At 62.1% G+C, this 15,224-nt stretch carries 13 protein-coding genes; 5 read left to right on the forward strand and 8 right to left on the reverse strand.

Translation table 11 applies throughout. The features are described from left to right. The first annotated feature begins 24 nt into the window (after positions 1-24). A complete protein-coding gene (gene fecA, locus J3P84_RS22715; protein WP_434626028.1) occupies positions 25-2,364 on the forward strand; it encodes a TonB-dependent Fe(3+) dicitrate receptor FecA in 2,340 nt (779 codons plus the stop codon). An 84-nt stretch (positions 2,365-2,448) separates the two neighbouring features. Here the strand turns inward: fecA and J3P84_RS22720 are convergent, their stop codons facing one another. Beyond that, positions 2,449-2,859, reverse strand: a complete 411-nt coding sequence (locus J3P84_RS22720; RefSeq protein WP_434626030.1) for an HPF/RaiA family ribosome-associated protein — start codon at positions 2,857-2,859, stop codon at positions 2,449-2,451. A gap of 508 nt (positions 2,860-3,367) precedes the next feature. On the opposite strand from J3P84_RS22720, the gene J3P84_RS22725 reads away from it, so the two are divergent. After that, the gene (locus tag J3P84_RS22725) at positions 3,368-3,685 is read left to right on the forward strand and encodes a DUF3509 domain-containing protein (RefSeq protein ID WP_434626032.1); all 318 of its coding nucleotides are present in this window, start codon (positions 3,368-3,370) and stop codon (positions 3,683-3,685) included. Here J3P84_RS22725 and J3P84_RS22730 read toward each other — a convergent pair. Continuing rightward, complete coding sequence (locus J3P84_RS22730; protein WP_186611035.1) at positions 3,682-4,182, reverse strand: phosphate-starvation-inducible protein PsiE; 501 nt, start codon at positions 4,180-4,182, stop codon at positions 3,682-3,684. The genes J3P84_RS22725 and J3P84_RS22730 overlap by 4 nt on opposite strands. Positions 4,183-4,473: 291 nt before the next feature. Here J3P84_RS22730 and J3P84_RS22735 point away from each other — a divergent pair, with 291 nt between their 5' ends. Then, a complete protein-coding gene (locus tag J3P84_RS22735; RefSeq protein ID WP_003205410.1) occupies positions 4,474-4,734 on the forward strand; it encodes a YebG family protein in 261 nt (86 codons plus the stop codon). A 67-nt stretch (positions 4,735-4,801) separates the two neighbouring features. Here the strand turns inward: J3P84_RS22735 and J3P84_RS22740 are convergent, their stop codons facing one another. Then, positions 4,802-5,821, reverse strand: coding sequence for a Glu/Leu/Phe/Val dehydrogenase dimerization domain-containing protein (locus J3P84_RS22740; protein ID WP_434569763.1), 1,020 nt, complete (start codon positions 5,819-5,821; stop codon positions 4,802-4,804). A gap of 187 nt (positions 5,822-6,008) precedes the next feature. Between J3P84_RS22740 and J3P84_RS22745 the strand changes: the two genes are divergently transcribed. Continuing rightward, positions 6,009-6,812, forward strand: a complete 804-nt coding sequence (locus tag J3P84_RS22745) for a SirB1 family protein (protein WP_434602853.1) — start codon at positions 6,009-6,011, stop codon at positions 6,810-6,812. A 36-nt stretch (positions 6,813-6,848) separates the two neighbouring features. Here the strand turns inward: J3P84_RS22745 and maiA are convergent, their stop codons facing one another. From maiA to hmgA, 3 genes are read right to left on the reverse strand one after another with little or no spacing between them, the layout of a single operon-like run. Continuing rightward, positions 6,849-7,484: a maleylacetoacetate isomerase gene (maiA, locus tag J3P84_RS22750; protein ID WP_434626035.1), complete on the reverse strand. Its 636-nt coding sequence runs from the start codon at positions 7,482-7,484 to the stop codon at positions 6,849-6,851. 9 nt (positions 7,485-7,493) lie between these two features. Further along, complete coding sequence (gene fahA, locus J3P84_RS22755) at positions 7,494-8,798, reverse strand: fumarylacetoacetase (protein WP_434569766.1); 1,305 nt, start codon at positions 8,796-8,798, stop codon at positions 7,494-7,496. Positions 8,799-8,801: 3 nt separating this feature from the next. Then, positions 8,802-10,106: a homogentisate 1,2-dioxygenase gene (gene hmgA, locus J3P84_RS22760; protein ID WP_434626037.1), complete on the reverse strand. Its 1,305-nt coding sequence runs from the start codon at positions 10,104-10,106 to the stop codon at positions 8,802-8,804. A gap of 161 nt (positions 10,107-10,267) precedes the next feature. On the opposite strand from hmgA, the gene J3P84_RS22765 reads away from it, so the two are divergent. Beyond that, the gene (locus J3P84_RS22765) at positions 10,268-11,053 is read left to right on the forward strand and encodes an IclR family transcriptional regulator (protein ID WP_434626039.1); all 786 of its coding nucleotides are present in this window, start codon (positions 10,268-10,270) and stop codon (positions 11,051-11,053) included. 17 nt (positions 11,054-11,070) lie between these two features. Here J3P84_RS22765 and J3P84_RS22770 read toward each other — a convergent pair whose 3' ends face one another. Then, on the reverse strand, positions 11,071-13,623 hold the full coding sequence (locus J3P84_RS22770; RefSeq protein ID WP_434626041.1) for a LuxR C-terminal-related transcriptional regulator: 2,553 nt from the start codon (positions 13,621-13,623) through the stop codon (positions 11,071-11,073). A 213-nt stretch (positions 13,624-13,836) separates the two neighbouring features. Continuing rightward, positions 13,837-15,204 carry a DUF1329 domain-containing protein gene (locus J3P84_RS22775; RefSeq protein WP_434626043.1) on the reverse strand — a complete coding sequence of 456 codons (1,368 nt, stop codon included), beginning with the start codon at positions 15,202-15,204 and terminating at the stop codon, positions 13,837-13,839. Positions 15,205-15,224: the final 20 nt, after the last annotated feature.

The following is a 15,224-nucleotide window of genomic DNA, read 5'->3' on the forward strand; positions in this document are numbered from 1 at the left end:
ATAACCTTCTCGGGATTCCCATCCATGCCGCAGCAACCCACCCGTCTCACCCCGCTCGCTCGCGCCGCGCGTCAACTGTTCCTGGGGGCCAGCTTGAGTTTCGTTGCACTGCCCGCCGTGCTGGCTGCAGAGGCCAAGGCCTATCACATTGCGCCGTCATCGCTGGAAAACGCCCTTAATCAATTCGGCCGCGAAGCCGGCGTGTTGATTTCCTTCGGCTCGCAACTGACCGGCGGCCTGCAGAGTCGCGGCCTGGAAGGCAGCTACAGCCCCGAGCAAGGCTTGAACGCGCTGCTTGAAGGCACAGGCCTGCAAGCCCGGCACGAGGGGGACAATGCTTTCAGCCTGCAACCGGTCAGCAGCACTGCACTGGACATCGGCACCACGACCGTGGTCGGTGACTGGCTCGGCGACGCAGCGCCGACCAACGTCTTCGAACACCCGGGCGCTCGGGACGTTATCCGCCGCGAAGAATTCGAACGCCAGGGCGCGACCCAGGCCCGGGACGTGCTCAATCGCATTCCCGGCGTCAACGCACCGGAAAACAACGGCACCGGCAGTCATGACATGGCGCTGAATTTCGGTATCCGTGGCCTCAATCCGCGCCTGGCTTCCCGCTCGACGGTACTGATGGATGGCATTCCAGTGCCTTTCGCGCCGTATGGCCAACCGCAGCTGTCCTTTGCTCCCGTGAGCATGGGCAACATGGACGCGGTGGATGTCGTGCGCGGGGGCGGCGCGGTGCGCTACGGCCCGCAAAACGTCGGCGGCGTGGTCAACTTCGTGACCCGGGCAATACCCGATGCACCGACCGTCAAAGGCGGTTTCCAGACCGAGGCGAGCCCGTCCTCCAGCCACGATGGCTTCAAGACGTCCGCCAATCTGCTGGCCGGCGGCACCGCCGATAACGGCCTGGGCGGCGCCCTGTTGTATTCCGGCACCCGCGGCGGCGACTGGCGCGAGCACAGCGACACGCAGATCGACGACCTGATCCTCAAGGGCAACTATCAACTGGACGAGGCCAACAGCTTCAACGCCATGGCCCAGTATTACGAAGGCGAGGCCGATATGCCCGGCGGCCTGAACGTGGCCGACTACAACGCCGACCCGTATCAGTCCACCCGCCAGAAAGACCGGTTCTGGGGTCGTCGTACCCTGGTCAATTTCGGCTACCGCTACCAGCAGGACCGGCGAGAATTCACCGCCAACACGTTTTTCACCAAGACCTTGCGCAGCGGCTATCTGGACCAAGGCTCCTTCCTGTCCCTGTCGCCTCGTGAATATTGGGTACGCGGCCTGGAAACCCGTTTCGCCCAAGGCTTCGATCTCGGCCCGACCAGCCACGAGGTCGGCGTCGGCTATCGCTATATCAACGAAGCCGGTCATGAACTGCGTTATCGCACACCGATCGCCAGCAACGAGCTGCCGACCACCTCCAGCCGCAACGACCGCGATACCCGCGGCGGAACCGAAGCCAATGCATTTTTCATCGATGACCGGATCGATATCGGCAAATGGACGATCACGCCCGGCATTCGCTACGAAATGATCGAGTCGCAGCAAACCAACAACCTGACCAACGTGAAGTACAAGGGCGACTACAACACCGCCCTGCCAGCGCTGAATGTGCTGTACCACCTGACCGACGAATGGAATCTGTATGCCAACACCGAAGGCTCGTTCGGCAGCGTGCAGTACAGCCAGATGCCCAACCGCGTCAGCAGCGGTGAAGTGAAACCGGAGAAGGCTCGCACCTGGGAGCTTGGCACCCGCTATGACAATGGCAACCTGCGGGCAGAGATCGGCGCCTTCCTGATCAACTTCGACAACCAGTACGAAAGCAACCAGACCAACGATTCGGTGATCGCCCGGGGCGAGACCCGCCACCAGGGCATCGAAACCAGCGTCAACTATGCCCTCGAAGGCCTGAGCCCGGCGCTGGCCGGTTTTGACGTGTACGCCACTTACGCCTACGTCGACGCCACCATCCGCGAAGACGGGCCGAACAAGGGCAACCGCGTGCCCTTCTCCTCCAGGCACAAAGGTACGCTGGGCGTAGGTTACACGGATGGGCCGTGGAAGCTGAACCTGGACAGCACCTACCAGAGCGCGCAGTTTGCCGACAACGCCAATACCCGCGCGGAAAGCGCCGATGGCAGCACCGGCAATATCCCTGGCTACATGCTGTTCAGCAGCCGCGCCGCTTATGATTTCGGCCCGCAACTGTCGGACCTGAACGTCGCGGTGGGCGTGAAGAACATCTTCAATACCCAATACTTCACCCGCTCGTTTGATGACAACAATCGGGGCAAATACGTAGGGGAACCGCGCACGTTGTATGTGCAGACGTCCGTGGCGTTCTGATTCGGGGCCACGGTGAATAGCTGAAACAAGACGGGCCTGCAATTGCAGGCCCGTCTGTTTGGTGGGTAATTTCAGTGACCGGGTTCAGCCGTTAAGCGCAGCCCGTTCGTTCTCGAGGAATTCTTCTTCCAGCATGGCATCAGCCAGTGCAATCGACTCGGTCTGGCCGTTGGTGGCGGCGCGCTTGCCGCGCAGTTTGCCGAACAGATGCTCCAGTTTATGTTCCAGCTTGGTGGCTGCGCCTTCGATCGCAAGTTCCAGCGACTCGGCCTTGTGCGTTACGGAAATTGGCTGGTGGCCTTTTGGCCGAGCCTCAAGTTGGCAACGCAAATCGTGGGGACCGGGCTTGTCGCCGTTCTCATCCCCCAAATGAACCTCGATCCGTGTCAGGTCTTCTTCGTAACGTTCGAGCGTGCTTTCAATGGTAGTACGTACCCACTCCTCCAGTCGGATGCTGCTTTGAATATGGTTATCGCTGTTGACTTGGATTTGCATAGTTCATCCCTTATTTCGGCTAGCTCGCCAGGGGCCAATCGACGTTAGCGCAACGGCCCCTTGAGTACAGAGTCGGGCTGGCGGGAGAACAATTCAACCCCCGAAAAAAGATAAATATTCATTTGTAAATAAAGCCGGACAACGAGCAACAGCGCTGTTAATGTCAGGAGTTGTCTCGCCCCGCTTGTTCATTCCAATCCGCCTGCGTGCCCTGCACCGTCAGCGAACATCGGCCCGCCAGTGCCCCGAAACGGGCTGCCGCCATAACCGCATTCCAGAGCATTGCGCGTCCAGGCGCCGTGATCATTGTCCGACAGTTTTTCCGGCATGCCCCTTGCTAACTCCCTTACAGGAGGCGCCGCGGGCTGCGATCAATGGGTCAGCCGCCTGCCCGCCCCGGGAATCTGGCGATGGATACGATCATGGAATGGCCGGTGGTCCGGTGTTGCGAACTAATCCCGATCATGGCCGGTCAACAACTGCACGTTCAATCAGGCGGTGACGCATCATGGACAACCCTTTTCAGATCATTACGGACGCCTTCGCGCCGCAATACCAGATCAACCTGAGCATCCAAGGCCTGGACGGCAGCATCATGCTGACCCTGTCCAAGGCCGGGCGCGTCGTTGCCAAGCGCATGATCAGCGCGCAGCAACGCAACGACCCGGAACGGCTCAAGCGCCTGGTGCAGAGTATTCAATTCGGCATTGCCATCGAGCAGGGCCACAGCGCCGTGGCCATCCTCGAAGCCATGACCGGCGGCGACAACATCAAGGTGCCGCCACCGCAGGTACAGGGCCAGGCGTCCAGCGCCGCCGGTCTCTAGATTTCGCCCTTCTCCACTTCGGCATGCTCGCTCGAACCCGCGCCGACCTTACGGTGCGGGTGTTCGATCTTCACCGAGGGAAACTGCGACGAGGCGTAGCGCACCACCAGGATCGCGAACGCCAGCAGCAGGATGCCGCCGCACAAGTAGATGATGCCCAGGTCCGGCGGGCTGTGATGCGAGACGTTGGAAATCAGCAGGCGCGTCAACGCGGTGATCGCCACGTAGATGAGAAATCGCACCGGCATGTGATTGGTCTTGAAGTAAATCCCGACCATCGCCCCCAACTCCAGGTAGATGAACAGCAGGAGGATGTCGTCGATCTTGATATGACCCTCCTCGATCATCTGCAGGAACTCCATCACGGCAGCCCATGCCGTCACCGCCCCGATGGCGAACAGCGCCAGGTAGTGGAAGGTCTCGACGAACAGGTTGCCCAGGGATTCGGCCAGCTGGTGGACATTCTGGCGCAGGTTCTCGGCCCAGTTGATTTTCACGATGTAGTTTCCTTAGGTCGACTCGACCGGATGATGCGGGTTGGACGTGACGGTTGTTCTGCATGCAGAAAAAAGGCCAGCGACCGCAATGAGATGGCACCGGGCTGGCATTCGACACGTTGGCGACATCAGCGGTCCCGTCGCGGGCACGTTTGTCTTGGGCGACAAACCTCGAAACCGGTCTACATTAAAAAGCCACTATTCAAAGCGTCAGGATTCGCTTATCCTTTGGCCTGTATATAAATACAGTAGTCACAGACAAAACCAATGTGAAGGCATGTGAGGTGGTGAATGGCCGTCGAAGTGGTATACCGCAGCAGCCGAGATCTGGAGCGATTGTTCATGGATAAAGCCGAAGCTGACCGTCATGACAAAATGCTGGAACTCGCTGAATTGCTCGCCGAAGTGTTGCAAAAAGCCGTTCCATCGCTGAGCGAACAACAGGTGGAGGAAGCCGGCATCTACATGGCGAAGAATCGCGATGTGTTCGCCAAGGCATTCAAGAGCCAGCCAGACGCGTTGTCCGAACTGCTCAATCCGTCAGACGAATGATCAAAAAGATCGCAGCCTTCGGCAGCTCCTACACGGTGTAGGTGCTGCCGAAGGCTGCGATCTTTTTTTATCGGTACAACAAACGCTCCGCGAGCTCGTCAGCCACCCTGGCCGGTGAGCGTTTTTCGGCCTGGGCGTGGGCGAAGACTTCCGTGAGCCGGGCACCGATCTTGGCGAGATGCGCCGTGATGGTCGGCAGCTCTTCGCCGCGGTGTTTCAAGGCAACATAGATCAGGCCGCCGGAATTGATCACGTAGTCCGGTGCATAGAGGATCCCACGTCTTTCCAACTGGTCGGCGACTTGCAGGTTGCTCAACTGATTATGCGCCGAGCCGGCAACGGCCGAGCAGCGCAGTTGCGCCACGCTCTGGCTGTTGAGTACCCCGCCGAGGCCGCAGGGAGCCAGGATGTCGCAGGGGGTACTGAGCAGTGCGTCGTTGGCGATGGGATGGGCGCCCAGTTGCTCCATCGCCAGCTGCACTTTACCGGGGTCGATATCGCTGACCAGCAGTTCGGCGCCCGCCGCATGCAGTTGCTCGGCCAGCGCATAACCGACATTGCCCAAGCCTTGGATGGCCACCCGCAGGCTTTCCAGGTTGTCGCTACCCAGGCGAGCCATGGCCGTGGCGCGGATCCCGGCGAACACCCCCATTGCCGCATGGGGCGCCGGGTCTCCCGCGGCAGTGGTGCTGGTGACATGACGAGTCTGCTGGGCGATACAGTCCATGTCCGCCACCGATGTGCCGCTGTCGATGGCGGTAATGTAGCGACCGTCCAGCTGCTCGATGCAGCGGCCGAAGGCTTCGAACAATGCCGCACGGCTCTCGACGTGTGCCGGACGCATGATGACCGCCACGCCCCCGCCCACGGGCAGGCCGGCCAGCGCAGCCTTGTAGCTCATGCCCTGGGCCAGGCGCACGGCGTCGGCCACGGCACTTTCGTCGTCGGGGTAGGAAAGATAACGACAGCCACCCAGTGCAGGCCCAGGACGGCTGCAATGAATGGCAATCACCGCCTTCAACCCGGTTGCCGGGTCTACGCTCAAGTGCAGCGATTCAAGGCGGGAGCTTTGCATGAGAGCAAACATCGACAGGCTCCCGAATCACTTTTTTGTCTGTCTCGCCAGTATAGGCGCGCAATCGAAATTTGCAGGAGCACGCCGGAATAACGCCGCATGATCGTCAGTCTTTTCGGCATAACCGGCTACCCCCTCTTTGCGAGACTGGACGAAACCTCGCGGCAGAGCTAAAACGAGGCATAGTCCGGAGACTGTGATGAAACCGCGCCAAGCCTTTTTTGACTGTCTGCACCGCTCGCCACCCGCACTGCTCGAAGCAGCCCTGTGGATCGCAGCCGAGCATGATCGTGAAGTGGACGTGCCAGCGTTATTGAAGGATTTCAGGGAGCTGCAGCAGAAAGTCAGCCACGGCCTGCCGATGCTGCCTGTCAGCGAATTGGGCCAGCCCCTGCTTCGGCGCCTGAATGATCTGGGTTTCGCCCAGGACGACGCTACGCCGCTACGGCCTGGCGCGGCGCTGCTGGACAAGGTCCTGGTCCGCAAGCGAGGGCAACCGCTGGCCTTGGGCCTGATAGCCCTGGAACTGGCCAAGGGCCTGGAAATCCCGATGACCGGCGTCAATTTCCCCGGCCATTTCCTGCTGCGCGTACCTGGCGCGGACCACCTGCTCGACCCCTGCGGCGGTCGCCGCTTGTACCCCAATGACTGCCGGGACTTGCTGCATCGCCAATACGGCGCCAACCTGCCGCTCAAGGCCGAGCACATGGTCTGCGCCGAGCCGATGCAGATGCTCCAGCGGCTGTCGCGCAATCTCAGGCAACTGCATCTGGCCAACGACGACTACATCGCCGCGCTGGTCGATGCCGAACGGGTGCTGGAGTTGGGTAACGCCAGCGCCGCCGACTACCTGGCCCGCGCCAGCCTCTACCAGCGACTCGATTGCCCCAACGCCGAACGTTTCGATCTCGAACATGCATTGATGCTCAGTGATGACCCGATCCAGCGGATCCGGCTGACCGAGCGATTGGGGCATCTTCCGCCAAATACGATTGTGCATTGAGCCCCGGCGGCCCATTACACACCCTGTGGGAGCGACTCAGGGAGTATCAGGCTGACTCGCCGGATGCGCTTGCTGGAACGCCGCATGGGCTGCCGCCAACGCCGCCACCCGGCGGATTCGTGGATACCCCTGCAACGACACATTGAAGCGCTCGGCCGCATACAGCTGCGGGATCAGGTAAACGTCCGCCAGGCCTGGCGCCGCGCCGAAACAATAGCCGTCTTCGCCAATCAACTGCTCCACTGCGACCAGCCCCTGGCTGATCCAGTGCCCGATCCACTCCGTCACCTGTGCTTCGTCGTGGCCCCACTGCCTGAGCTTGTTGAGCACGCTGACATTGTGCAGTGGATGGATGTCGCAGCCGATCAGTGCGGCCACGCCACGCTCATGTGCGCGAAGCACGGGGTCACGGCTGAGCAACGGCACCTGTGGATAACGTTCCTCCAGGTACTCGATGATCGCCGGAGACTGGACCAGCAAAGCGCCCTCATCGGTACGCAGCGCGGGTACCCGCCCCTGGGGATTGATCCCCAGGTAGGCCGGCTGGCGATGTTCGCCCCCGGGCGGCGCGATCAGGCTGACCGGCAGGGCCCGGTAATCCAGGCCCTTGAGCGCCAGCGCGATGCGCACCCGGTAAGACGACGTGGAACGGTAGTAGGTGTAAAGCTCCATGCCGCCCCCTCAATGCGCCGGCAAGACTTTGCCGCGGCATTCGCCGAAACCGATGGAGGCGGCACCTTCGCGGCCGCAACGGGCGCGCAGGATGATTTCGTCACCGTCTTCGAGAAATTTGCGGATTTCGCCGGACGCCAGTTCGATCGGCTTTTTACCGCCCTCGGTGATTTCCAGCAGGCTGCCGAACTGACCATTTTCAGGCCCTGACAATGTGCCCGAGCCAAACAGATCGCCGGCCTGTAATTGGCAACCGTTGACGCTGTGGTGCGCGACCATCTGCGCCACGGTCCAATACATGTACCGGGTGTTGCTCAAGGTCAGGCGATGAGGCGCCAGGCCCTGCTCGCGCATGGATTCGGTCAGCAGCAGGACTTCCAGTTCGATATCAAAGGCTCCGCCAGCCTGGTCACGCTTGTCCAGCAGATACGGCAGTGGCTGGGGGTCGCCTTCCGGGCGCGCCGGCTGCGGGCGACGGAACGGCTCAAGAGCCTCGGCCGTCACCACCCACGGCGATACGCTGGTGAGGAAACTTTTCGACAGGAAAGGCCCCAGCGGCTGGTACTCCCAAGCCTGGATATCCCGGGCCGACCAATCGTTGAGCAAGCAGAAACCGCCGATGTGCTCGGCCGCATCGCCGATGGCAATGGGCTCGCCCAGGGCGTTGCCCTTGCCGATCCAGATACCCAGCTCCAGTTCATAATCCAGCCGCGCGCACGGGCCGAAGATCGGCTCGGCCTGGCCGGGCGGCAGCGTCTGGCCTTGCGGACGGCGCACATCGGTACCGGAGGGGCGAACCGTCGAAGCGCGACCGTGATAACCGATGGGAACGTACTTGTAGTTGGGGAGCAGCGGATTGTCCGGCCGAAACAGCTTGCCGACATTCTGCGCGTGCTCGATGCCTACGTAGAAATCGGTGTAGTCATTGATTTTCGCTGGCAAGTGCATCTGGCAGTCCGCCGCCAGTGGCAGCAACCGCGCGCCCTGGGCCTGGATCGCGTCCCGCTGGGGGCTGTCCTCGCGCAACAGTTCGAGCAATCTTTCGCGCAGGGCAACCCGGGCCTCGCGCCCCAGGTCGAAGAAGGCGTTCAACTGGCCGCCCTGCATGGCCTCGACGGCTTCAGCCGCCTTGCCGTCAAACAGGCCCGCCTGCAACGCGGCCTGCAGATCGAAGATCCGCTCACCAATCGCCACGCCGCTACGGGGAGCTTCGCCAGCGACACTGAAGATGCCCAGCGGCAGGTTCTGCAGCGGGAAGTCGGGATGACCATTAGCGCAAACAACCCAGCTGAGGGTAGGGGAAACTTGGGTCATGGGTTATCTCCGGGTCGGGTCGAAAGTGACCGGCAGCGAGGCCCAGCAGGCGTCGTAGTCAGTTTGCAATTGTGCGCAGTCCAGGGCGAAACGGCTGGGACGCAGCACTTGGCTGGTCTCGAACATGAAGGCCATGGTGTTGTCGATTTTTGTTGGCTTGAGCTCGGCATTGATCGCCTTGGTGCAGGTCTCGCCATCCGGGCCGTGGGCGCTCATGCAGCTGTGCAGCGACGCGCCGCCCGGCAGGAAGCCCTCGGCCTTGGCATCGTAGGCGCCCTGGATCAGGCCCATGAATTCATTCATCAGGTTGCGATGGAACCACGGCGGACGGAAGGTGTTTTCCGCCACCATCCAGCGCGGCGGGAAAATTACGAAATCGAGATTCGCCAGGCCATGGACACTGGTCGGCGACGTCAACACGGTGAAAATCGACGGATCGGGGTGGTCGAAGCTGACCGTGCCGATCGTGTTGAATCGTCGCAGATCGTATTTGTACGGCACGTTGTTGCCGTGCCAGGCCACCACGTCGAACGGCGAATGGTCCAGCTCGCAGGCCCACAGTTCACCGAGGAACTTCTGTACCAGCGTGGTCGGTTGCACGAGGTTTTCGTAATGGGCGACGGGGGCCAGGAAATCCCTTGGATTGGCCAGGCCATTGCTGCCGATCGGCCCGAGGTCTGGCAGGCGCAACGGCGCCCCGTGGTTCTCGGCGATGTAGCCGCGAGCTTGCGCGTCGAGCAGTTCGACGCGAAATTTCAGCCCTCGAGGCAGCACGGCGATTTCCAGCGGAGCCACTTCCAGCACACCCAGCTCGGTGGCGATGCGCAGCCGCCCCAGTTGCGGCACGATCAGCCACTCACCATCGGCGTTGAAGAACACCCGCTCCATGGAGCGGGTGGCGCAGTAGTGATAGATGCTGATACCGGCGGGTTTGTCCGCACCGGCATTGGCCGCCATCTGGACCAGGCCGTCGATCAGATCGGTGGGCTCGGTGGGGAGCTGCAACGGGCTCCAGCGCAGGCGATTGGGTGTCACCTCGCCCAGCGGGCCTGCGGCCAATTGCCGTTCCAACCTGGCGAAGGCCGGATGGTTGGCCGAAGGACGGATGCGGTACATCCAGGTTCGCCGCGCTTCGCTGCGGGCCATGGTGAAGGCGGTGCCGGAAAACAGTTCGGCGTACAGGCCGTACGGGGCTTTCTGCGGAGAGTTCTGGCCAACGGGCAGTGCGCCGGGCAGCGCCTCGCTGGCGAATTCGTTACCGAAGCCAGACTGGTAAGCCAGGTCCGACGCCGTGGAATCGAGGTTCATGGAGCCTCCTGAATACAGGACTGGATGCGTCCCGTCGCTCTGTGGAGCAGCCTGGGCGCACCGGGTTATTTTTATCGTAATTCGATTACGCATAACGTAATTTGCTCGACGACCACCGTCAAGCTATAAAGACGCCCATTCGCTTCCGGACCAGAACCTCCATGGAAAACCCGCCCAGCAACGGTAAACAGAAAGTCCGCTCCGCTGAGGTCGGCACCGACATCCTCAAGGCCTTGGCCGAGTTGTCCCCTTCCACCTCGCTGTCACGCCTGGCCGAACATGTGCAGATGCCGGCCAGCAAGGTTCATCGTTACCTGCAAGCGCTGATCGCGAGTGGCTTCGCCGAACAGAACAGCGCAACCAACCACTACGGTTTGGGCCGCGAAGCCTTACGCGTAGGGCTGGCGGCGCTCAACGGCATGGATGTGCTGCAAGTGGCCGCCCTGCCCTTGGCCGAACTGCGCGACGACTTGAACGAAACCTGTTTTCTCGCGGTGTGGGGCAATCACGGCGCGACCGTGGTGCGGATCGAACCCGCCGTGCGGGCCGTGACCGTGGTGACGCAACTGGGCTCGGTCCTGCCGTTGCTCAGCTCATCCACGGGATTGGTTTTCAGTGCCTACCTGCCGGAGCGCGAGACCATCGAGCTGCGCGAACAGGAGGTGCGCGACGCCACCGACCACGCCTTGGCCGATGACAATGTCTATGCCGCCTTGCAGGGGCAGATCCGCAGTCGCGGCCTGCACCATGTGCATGGCTTGTTGATGCCCGGCATTGATGCCTTGTCCGCGCCGGTTTTCAACGCCATGGGCCAGGTGGCGGCAGTCATGACCATTGTGGGTCCGACATCGCTGTTCCACGCCGACGAAAACGGCCCGGCGGCGCAGCGCCTGTTGACCGCGACCCGGGCCGTGAGCCGGCGAATGGGGTATGACTCAGAGTCATGAGCCCAGCAAGATATTGGCTAACTCATCACGCCCATGTTTTTCGCTTTTGCGACCGCTTGTGTCCGCCGCTGTACGCCCAGCTTGCTATGGATCCGCCGCGCATGGGTTTTCACCGTATGCAGCGAGATGAATAGGCGCTCGGCGATCTGCTGGTTTGAATGACCCTGGGCAATGAGTTCCAGTACTTCCAGTTCGCGCTGGCTGAGCAGCGTTTCTTCCGCCGCGCGTCCCGGCAGCTCGATCCGCTCCTGAGATTGCATCCAGTGCACCAGTTCAGGCTGGCGCATACGCAGCTCACCCAAGGCTTGCTGCGCCCGCCAACAGGCCACTTGCTTGAGCGCCTCCGGCGCGATCAATCCAAGAGAAGTGCGATCGACGGACAACCAGACGACCTCGGCCAGCGCCAACTGCAACTCCGTTTCCAATGCGTGCATTTCGCGCTGCCGTGCCTGGGCGATCATCGCCTGCAGGCGAGCCTGCGGCTCATACGCCCGATGCAGGTAGACCTCGGCCAGCACCAGCAGATACTCGAGGCGTGGAATCAGCTCCAGGGTCGCTGGCGGCGCCTGCTTGGCCTGCGGCCCGTGGAAATGCCGCAAGACCCGGGTCAAGACTTCATGAGCAAGCTCCGGGCGCCCCTGCTGCAACCAGAATTGACAGCTGGTTTGCAGCAGCACGCCGCGATAGACCGTGTCGGGGATGTGTCGCTGCTGCATGATCCGCTCGGCGTCGCGCAGTTGCATGAAGGCTTCGCCATAGTCACCCCGGTTGGCCGCCAGGCAAGCCTTGCCGAGAAAGCCGTAGAGCACTTGTTTGTCCTGGCTGCGCAGGCCCGCCTCCAGGCCGGCTTGAAAGTGTTCGGCGGCCTGCTCGTCAGATCCCATGCGTAACGCCAGGCGCCCACGTCGCAGGGCGATACGTCCCAGCAGCGCGGAAAAATCCTGGCCGGGCTTGTCGAGCAGCACCTGGACGGCGCTCAACAAATGATCCGCCCGATGGGGCGCGCCGCGTTGCTCAAGTACCTGGGCGTGATCCAGTTCCAGCAATCCTTCGAACACCAGCGAGCCATGAGCCCGGGCCAGGCACAGCGCCTGACGGTTGATCCATTGCGCGGACGCCAGCTCACCTTTGAGCAGTGCCCGCTGCGTCTGGCCGATCAGGCACAGCACCTTGAGAGCCCAGGCGTGCGGTTCGAGGCCGGCTTCGGCCTGGAGGAAATGCTCAAGCGCCGGTTCGCCCTCACCGTCCAGATGCAGCAGCCAACCACGCAAGACCTGCCAGCGGGCAATCAGTTCTCGCTGCCGGCAGGCCAGCGGTTGTGGCGCGAACCGGCCCAATTGCTCGATGCACCGCTCGGCCTCGGCGAAACGTCCGGCGCACAGCAAGGCTGCGGTAACCAGCCCCACCGATTGCGGCGTACCGAGGGACAACGCCTCGTCCTGCTGGTCATGCAGGCTCAATAACAGCTGGACGTTGTTGCCCTGCAAGACATGCTCGAAATTCAGATGCTGGAGGACACTCACGGCGGTCTCGAACTCCCCCGCTTGCATGGCCTGTTCGAATGCCATCGGCCAATCCTGCTCGGCGGCGAACCATTGGCAGGCCCGCCGGTGCCAGGAGCGCGCCTGGGGCCAGGGCTCGTCACGCACCAGGCGGGCCAGCGGAGGGAAAATCTGCATCCATTCCGAAGACTGCGCCCACGGTTCGATGAAGCATCCCAGGTCCAGCAGCAAGGGAAGGCATTCGGCCCCCACCGTATCGCCGAACAGATGCTCGCAAAGCCGGGCATTGAAGCGCGGCAAATGCGCCAGCACGCGCCAGGCCTGCGCCAGCTCCGGGGACAGGGCGCCAAACAATTCATATTCGAGGTAGTCGGGCAAAGTCCCGGCACGCCCCGACGAAGCGTTGCTCCGCGCCCACTCGCAACGTTCGAGCAAGGCAAAGCGCACCCCGGCACACCAGCCACCACTGCGCTGAACCACCTCGCGGGCGGTGCGTGCTGCCAGTGGGCCGGGCAAATGCCCGAGCAATTGCTGAACGTCCTCGGCGGTAAAAACCAGGGCTTGCGCGTCGAACTCGTGCAGCTCGTCGTCCAGCAACAAGCGTGGCCAATTGCAGTGCGGGCGGCGACGGCCATTGAGCCACAGATGCAGCGCCGGACTGCTGGTGTTCAGCAAGCGATCGAGCAATTGGTCGAGTGCCGGATTGGGCACCCGGCAATAATCATCCAGGAACAACCATGTCGGGGTTTGCAACCGTGCCAGGTGAGCCAGCAGGCTCGCCTCATCGACCACCGGCAATCCGAGGGCCTGGGCCAGGCACTCACAGAATTGCGCGACATCCATCGCCGCGCCCCCCAGCGGCAGCCAATGCAGCCGGCAGCCCGGGGGCGCTTGCAGGAAACATTCAGCGAACAAAGCGCTCTTGCCGCTGCCCGCCGGTGCGTAGAGCAGCTTTACCCGCGCCTCGGAAGCCAGCAACGACTCGCTCAAGGACCGGCGTGGCACATGCGTCGAAGACAGGCGCGGCAGCAGCCCGGGACGGTCCGGACACGGGGTCATGGCGGTCATTGTGCAAGGTCCCTTTTATTGTTGTTCCATCACCCTAGACCTGTGTCGAGCACCTTAGGAGAAATATTCAGCGCGCTGATTGCGGCTCATAAAAAAATGACCGGCAGCTCAGCTGTCGGTCATTGGTTTTGCTCAGGGTCTGGAGGGTTTTGGGGCCGCTTCGCGGCCCAGCGGGAGCAAGCTCCCTCGCCACGGGTATTTTGCCAAGACGATCTAGCGAACCCCGCTCGACCGCAACGCTGCCGGCGTGTAGTCGGCTGCCCGAGCCTCGAACCCATAGACGTAGGCGTGCTTCTCTTCGTTTTTCATCCCCAGGGCAATGTAGCGGCCAGCGATGATGTCGTAGAGCGCTTCGAGTGTGTAGCCCGGGTTCTGATGGTCGTAATAGAACTGGGCATGCCCTTCGGCCACGCGCCACAACTGGCCGCGCCCGTCATAGTGGTCCACCAGTGCCGCTTGCCAGCTGTCCTCATCGATGTACATGTGGCGCTTGGCGTAGATGTGCCGCTCGCTGGGCTTGACCGTACCCACTACTTCCCAGACCCGGTGCAGCTCGTAGCGCGTCAGGTCCTGGTTGATGTGCCCGGCCTTGATCACGTCATCGTATTTGAGACTCGGTGAATCGAGTTTGTAGCTGTTGTACGGGATGTACATTTCCTTCTTGCCCACCAGCTTCCAGTCGTAGCGATCCGGGGCGCCGGAAAACAGGTCGAAGTTGTCGGAAGTACGCAAGCCGTCGGCAGCGGTGCCCGGGCCGTCATAGGCAACTTGTGGGGCACGACGCACGCGACGCTGGCCGGCGTTGTAGATCCATGCCAGACGCGGCTCCGTCACCTGGTCGAGCGTTTCATGCACCAGCAACACGTTACCGGCCAGGCGCGCCGGGGCCGTCACCTCTTGCTTGAAATAAGTGAGTACGTTGCTGGCTTTTTCCGGGTCGGCGTCCTTGATCAGAAACGGCACGGCGATCTCTTCTTCGAAGCGGATCGGCGTGAAGCTGCCGTTGGTCTGCGGTGTGGCCTGGATGATGACGCGCCGCAGGTTGCCGCCGTGGTAGCGGGTGACGTGGTTCCACAGCACCTCCACGCCGGTCTTGGGAATCGGGAACGCGTAGTAGCGGTTGCCAGTGAAGTTGGCCAGGCCGTTACCGTCGTTGATGGCGTTCACGTTCAGTGCGCTACGTTTGGCCGCCTCATAGATCTCCGGCGGCAGGCCAACGCTGCGGTGGGTCGGGTAGACCGGAATCCGGTAGGTTTCCGGGTAGCGCTTGAACATCGCGACCTGGCCTTCGGAGAGTTTGTCCTTGTACTTGTCCACGGTCGCGGCGGTGATGGTGAACAGCGGTTTTTCACTGGCGAACGGGTCGGCGAGGAAGCCTTTGCTGTCCACGGCACCGGCATTCTTCGGAATACCGCCGGTCCAGGCCGGGATCGAACCATCGGCGTTGCCGGCCTTTTCCGCGCCCAGCGGGGTGAGGCTGGTGCCCAGTTTGTTCGCTTCCTCCGGCGAGACCGCCGCCATTACGTTCGCGGCCAGCAGGCTCAGGGCCAGGGCACCGCATTGCAGGATCATCTTGCGCATTGGGTTTTCCTTGTCAGCCA

Source organism: Pseudomonas sp. Z1-29 (assembly GCF_051131995.1).
Lineage (GTDB): Bacteria > Pseudomonadota > Gammaproteobacteria > Pseudomonadales > Pseudomonadaceae > Aquipseudomonas.

Coding starts and splice junctions, on each gene's coding strand:
- fecA (WP_434626028.1), top strand. CDS start 25: ATGCCGCAGCAACCCACCCGTCTCACCCCGCTCGCTCGCGCCGCGCGT.
- J3P84_RS22720 (WP_434626030.1), bottom strand. CDS start 2,859: ATGCAAATCCAAGTCAACAGCGATAACCATATTCAAAGCAGCATCCGA.
- J3P84_RS22725 (WP_434626032.1), top strand. CDS start 3,368: ATGGACAACCCTTTTCAGATCATTACGGACGCCTTCGCGCCGCAATAC.
- J3P84_RS22735 (WP_003205410.1), top strand. CDS start 4,474: ATGGCCGTCGAAGTGGTATACCGCAGCAGCCGAGATCTGGAGCGATTG.
- J3P84_RS22740 (WP_434569763.1), bottom strand. CDS start 5,821: ATGTTTGCTCTCATGCAAAGCTCCCGCCTTGAATCGCTGCACTTGAGC.
- J3P84_RS22745 (WP_434602853.1), top strand. CDS start 6,009: ATGAAACCGCGCCAAGCCTTTTTTGACTGTCTGCACCGCTCGCCACCC.
- maiA (WP_434626035.1), bottom strand. CDS start 7,484: ATGGAGCTTTACACCTACTACCGTTCCACGTCGTCTTACCGGGTGCGC.
- fahA (WP_434569766.1), bottom strand. CDS start 8,798: ATGACCCAAGTTTCCCCTACCCTCAGCTGGGTTGTTTGCGCTAATGGT.
- hmgA (WP_434626037.1), bottom strand. CDS start 10,106: ATGAACCTCGATTCCACGGCGTCGGACCTGGCTTACCAGTCTGGCTTC.
- J3P84_RS22765 (WP_434626039.1), top strand. CDS start 10,268: ATGGAAAACCCGCCCAGCAACGGTAAACAGAAAGTCCGCTCCGCTGAG.
- J3P84_RS22770 (WP_434626041.1), bottom strand. CDS start 13,623: ATGACCGCCATGACCCCGTGTCCGGACCGTCCCGGGCTGCTGCCGCGC.
- J3P84_RS22775 (WP_434626043.1), bottom strand. CDS start 15,204: ATGCGCAAGATGATCCTGCAATGCGGTGCCCTGGCCCTGAGCCTGCTG.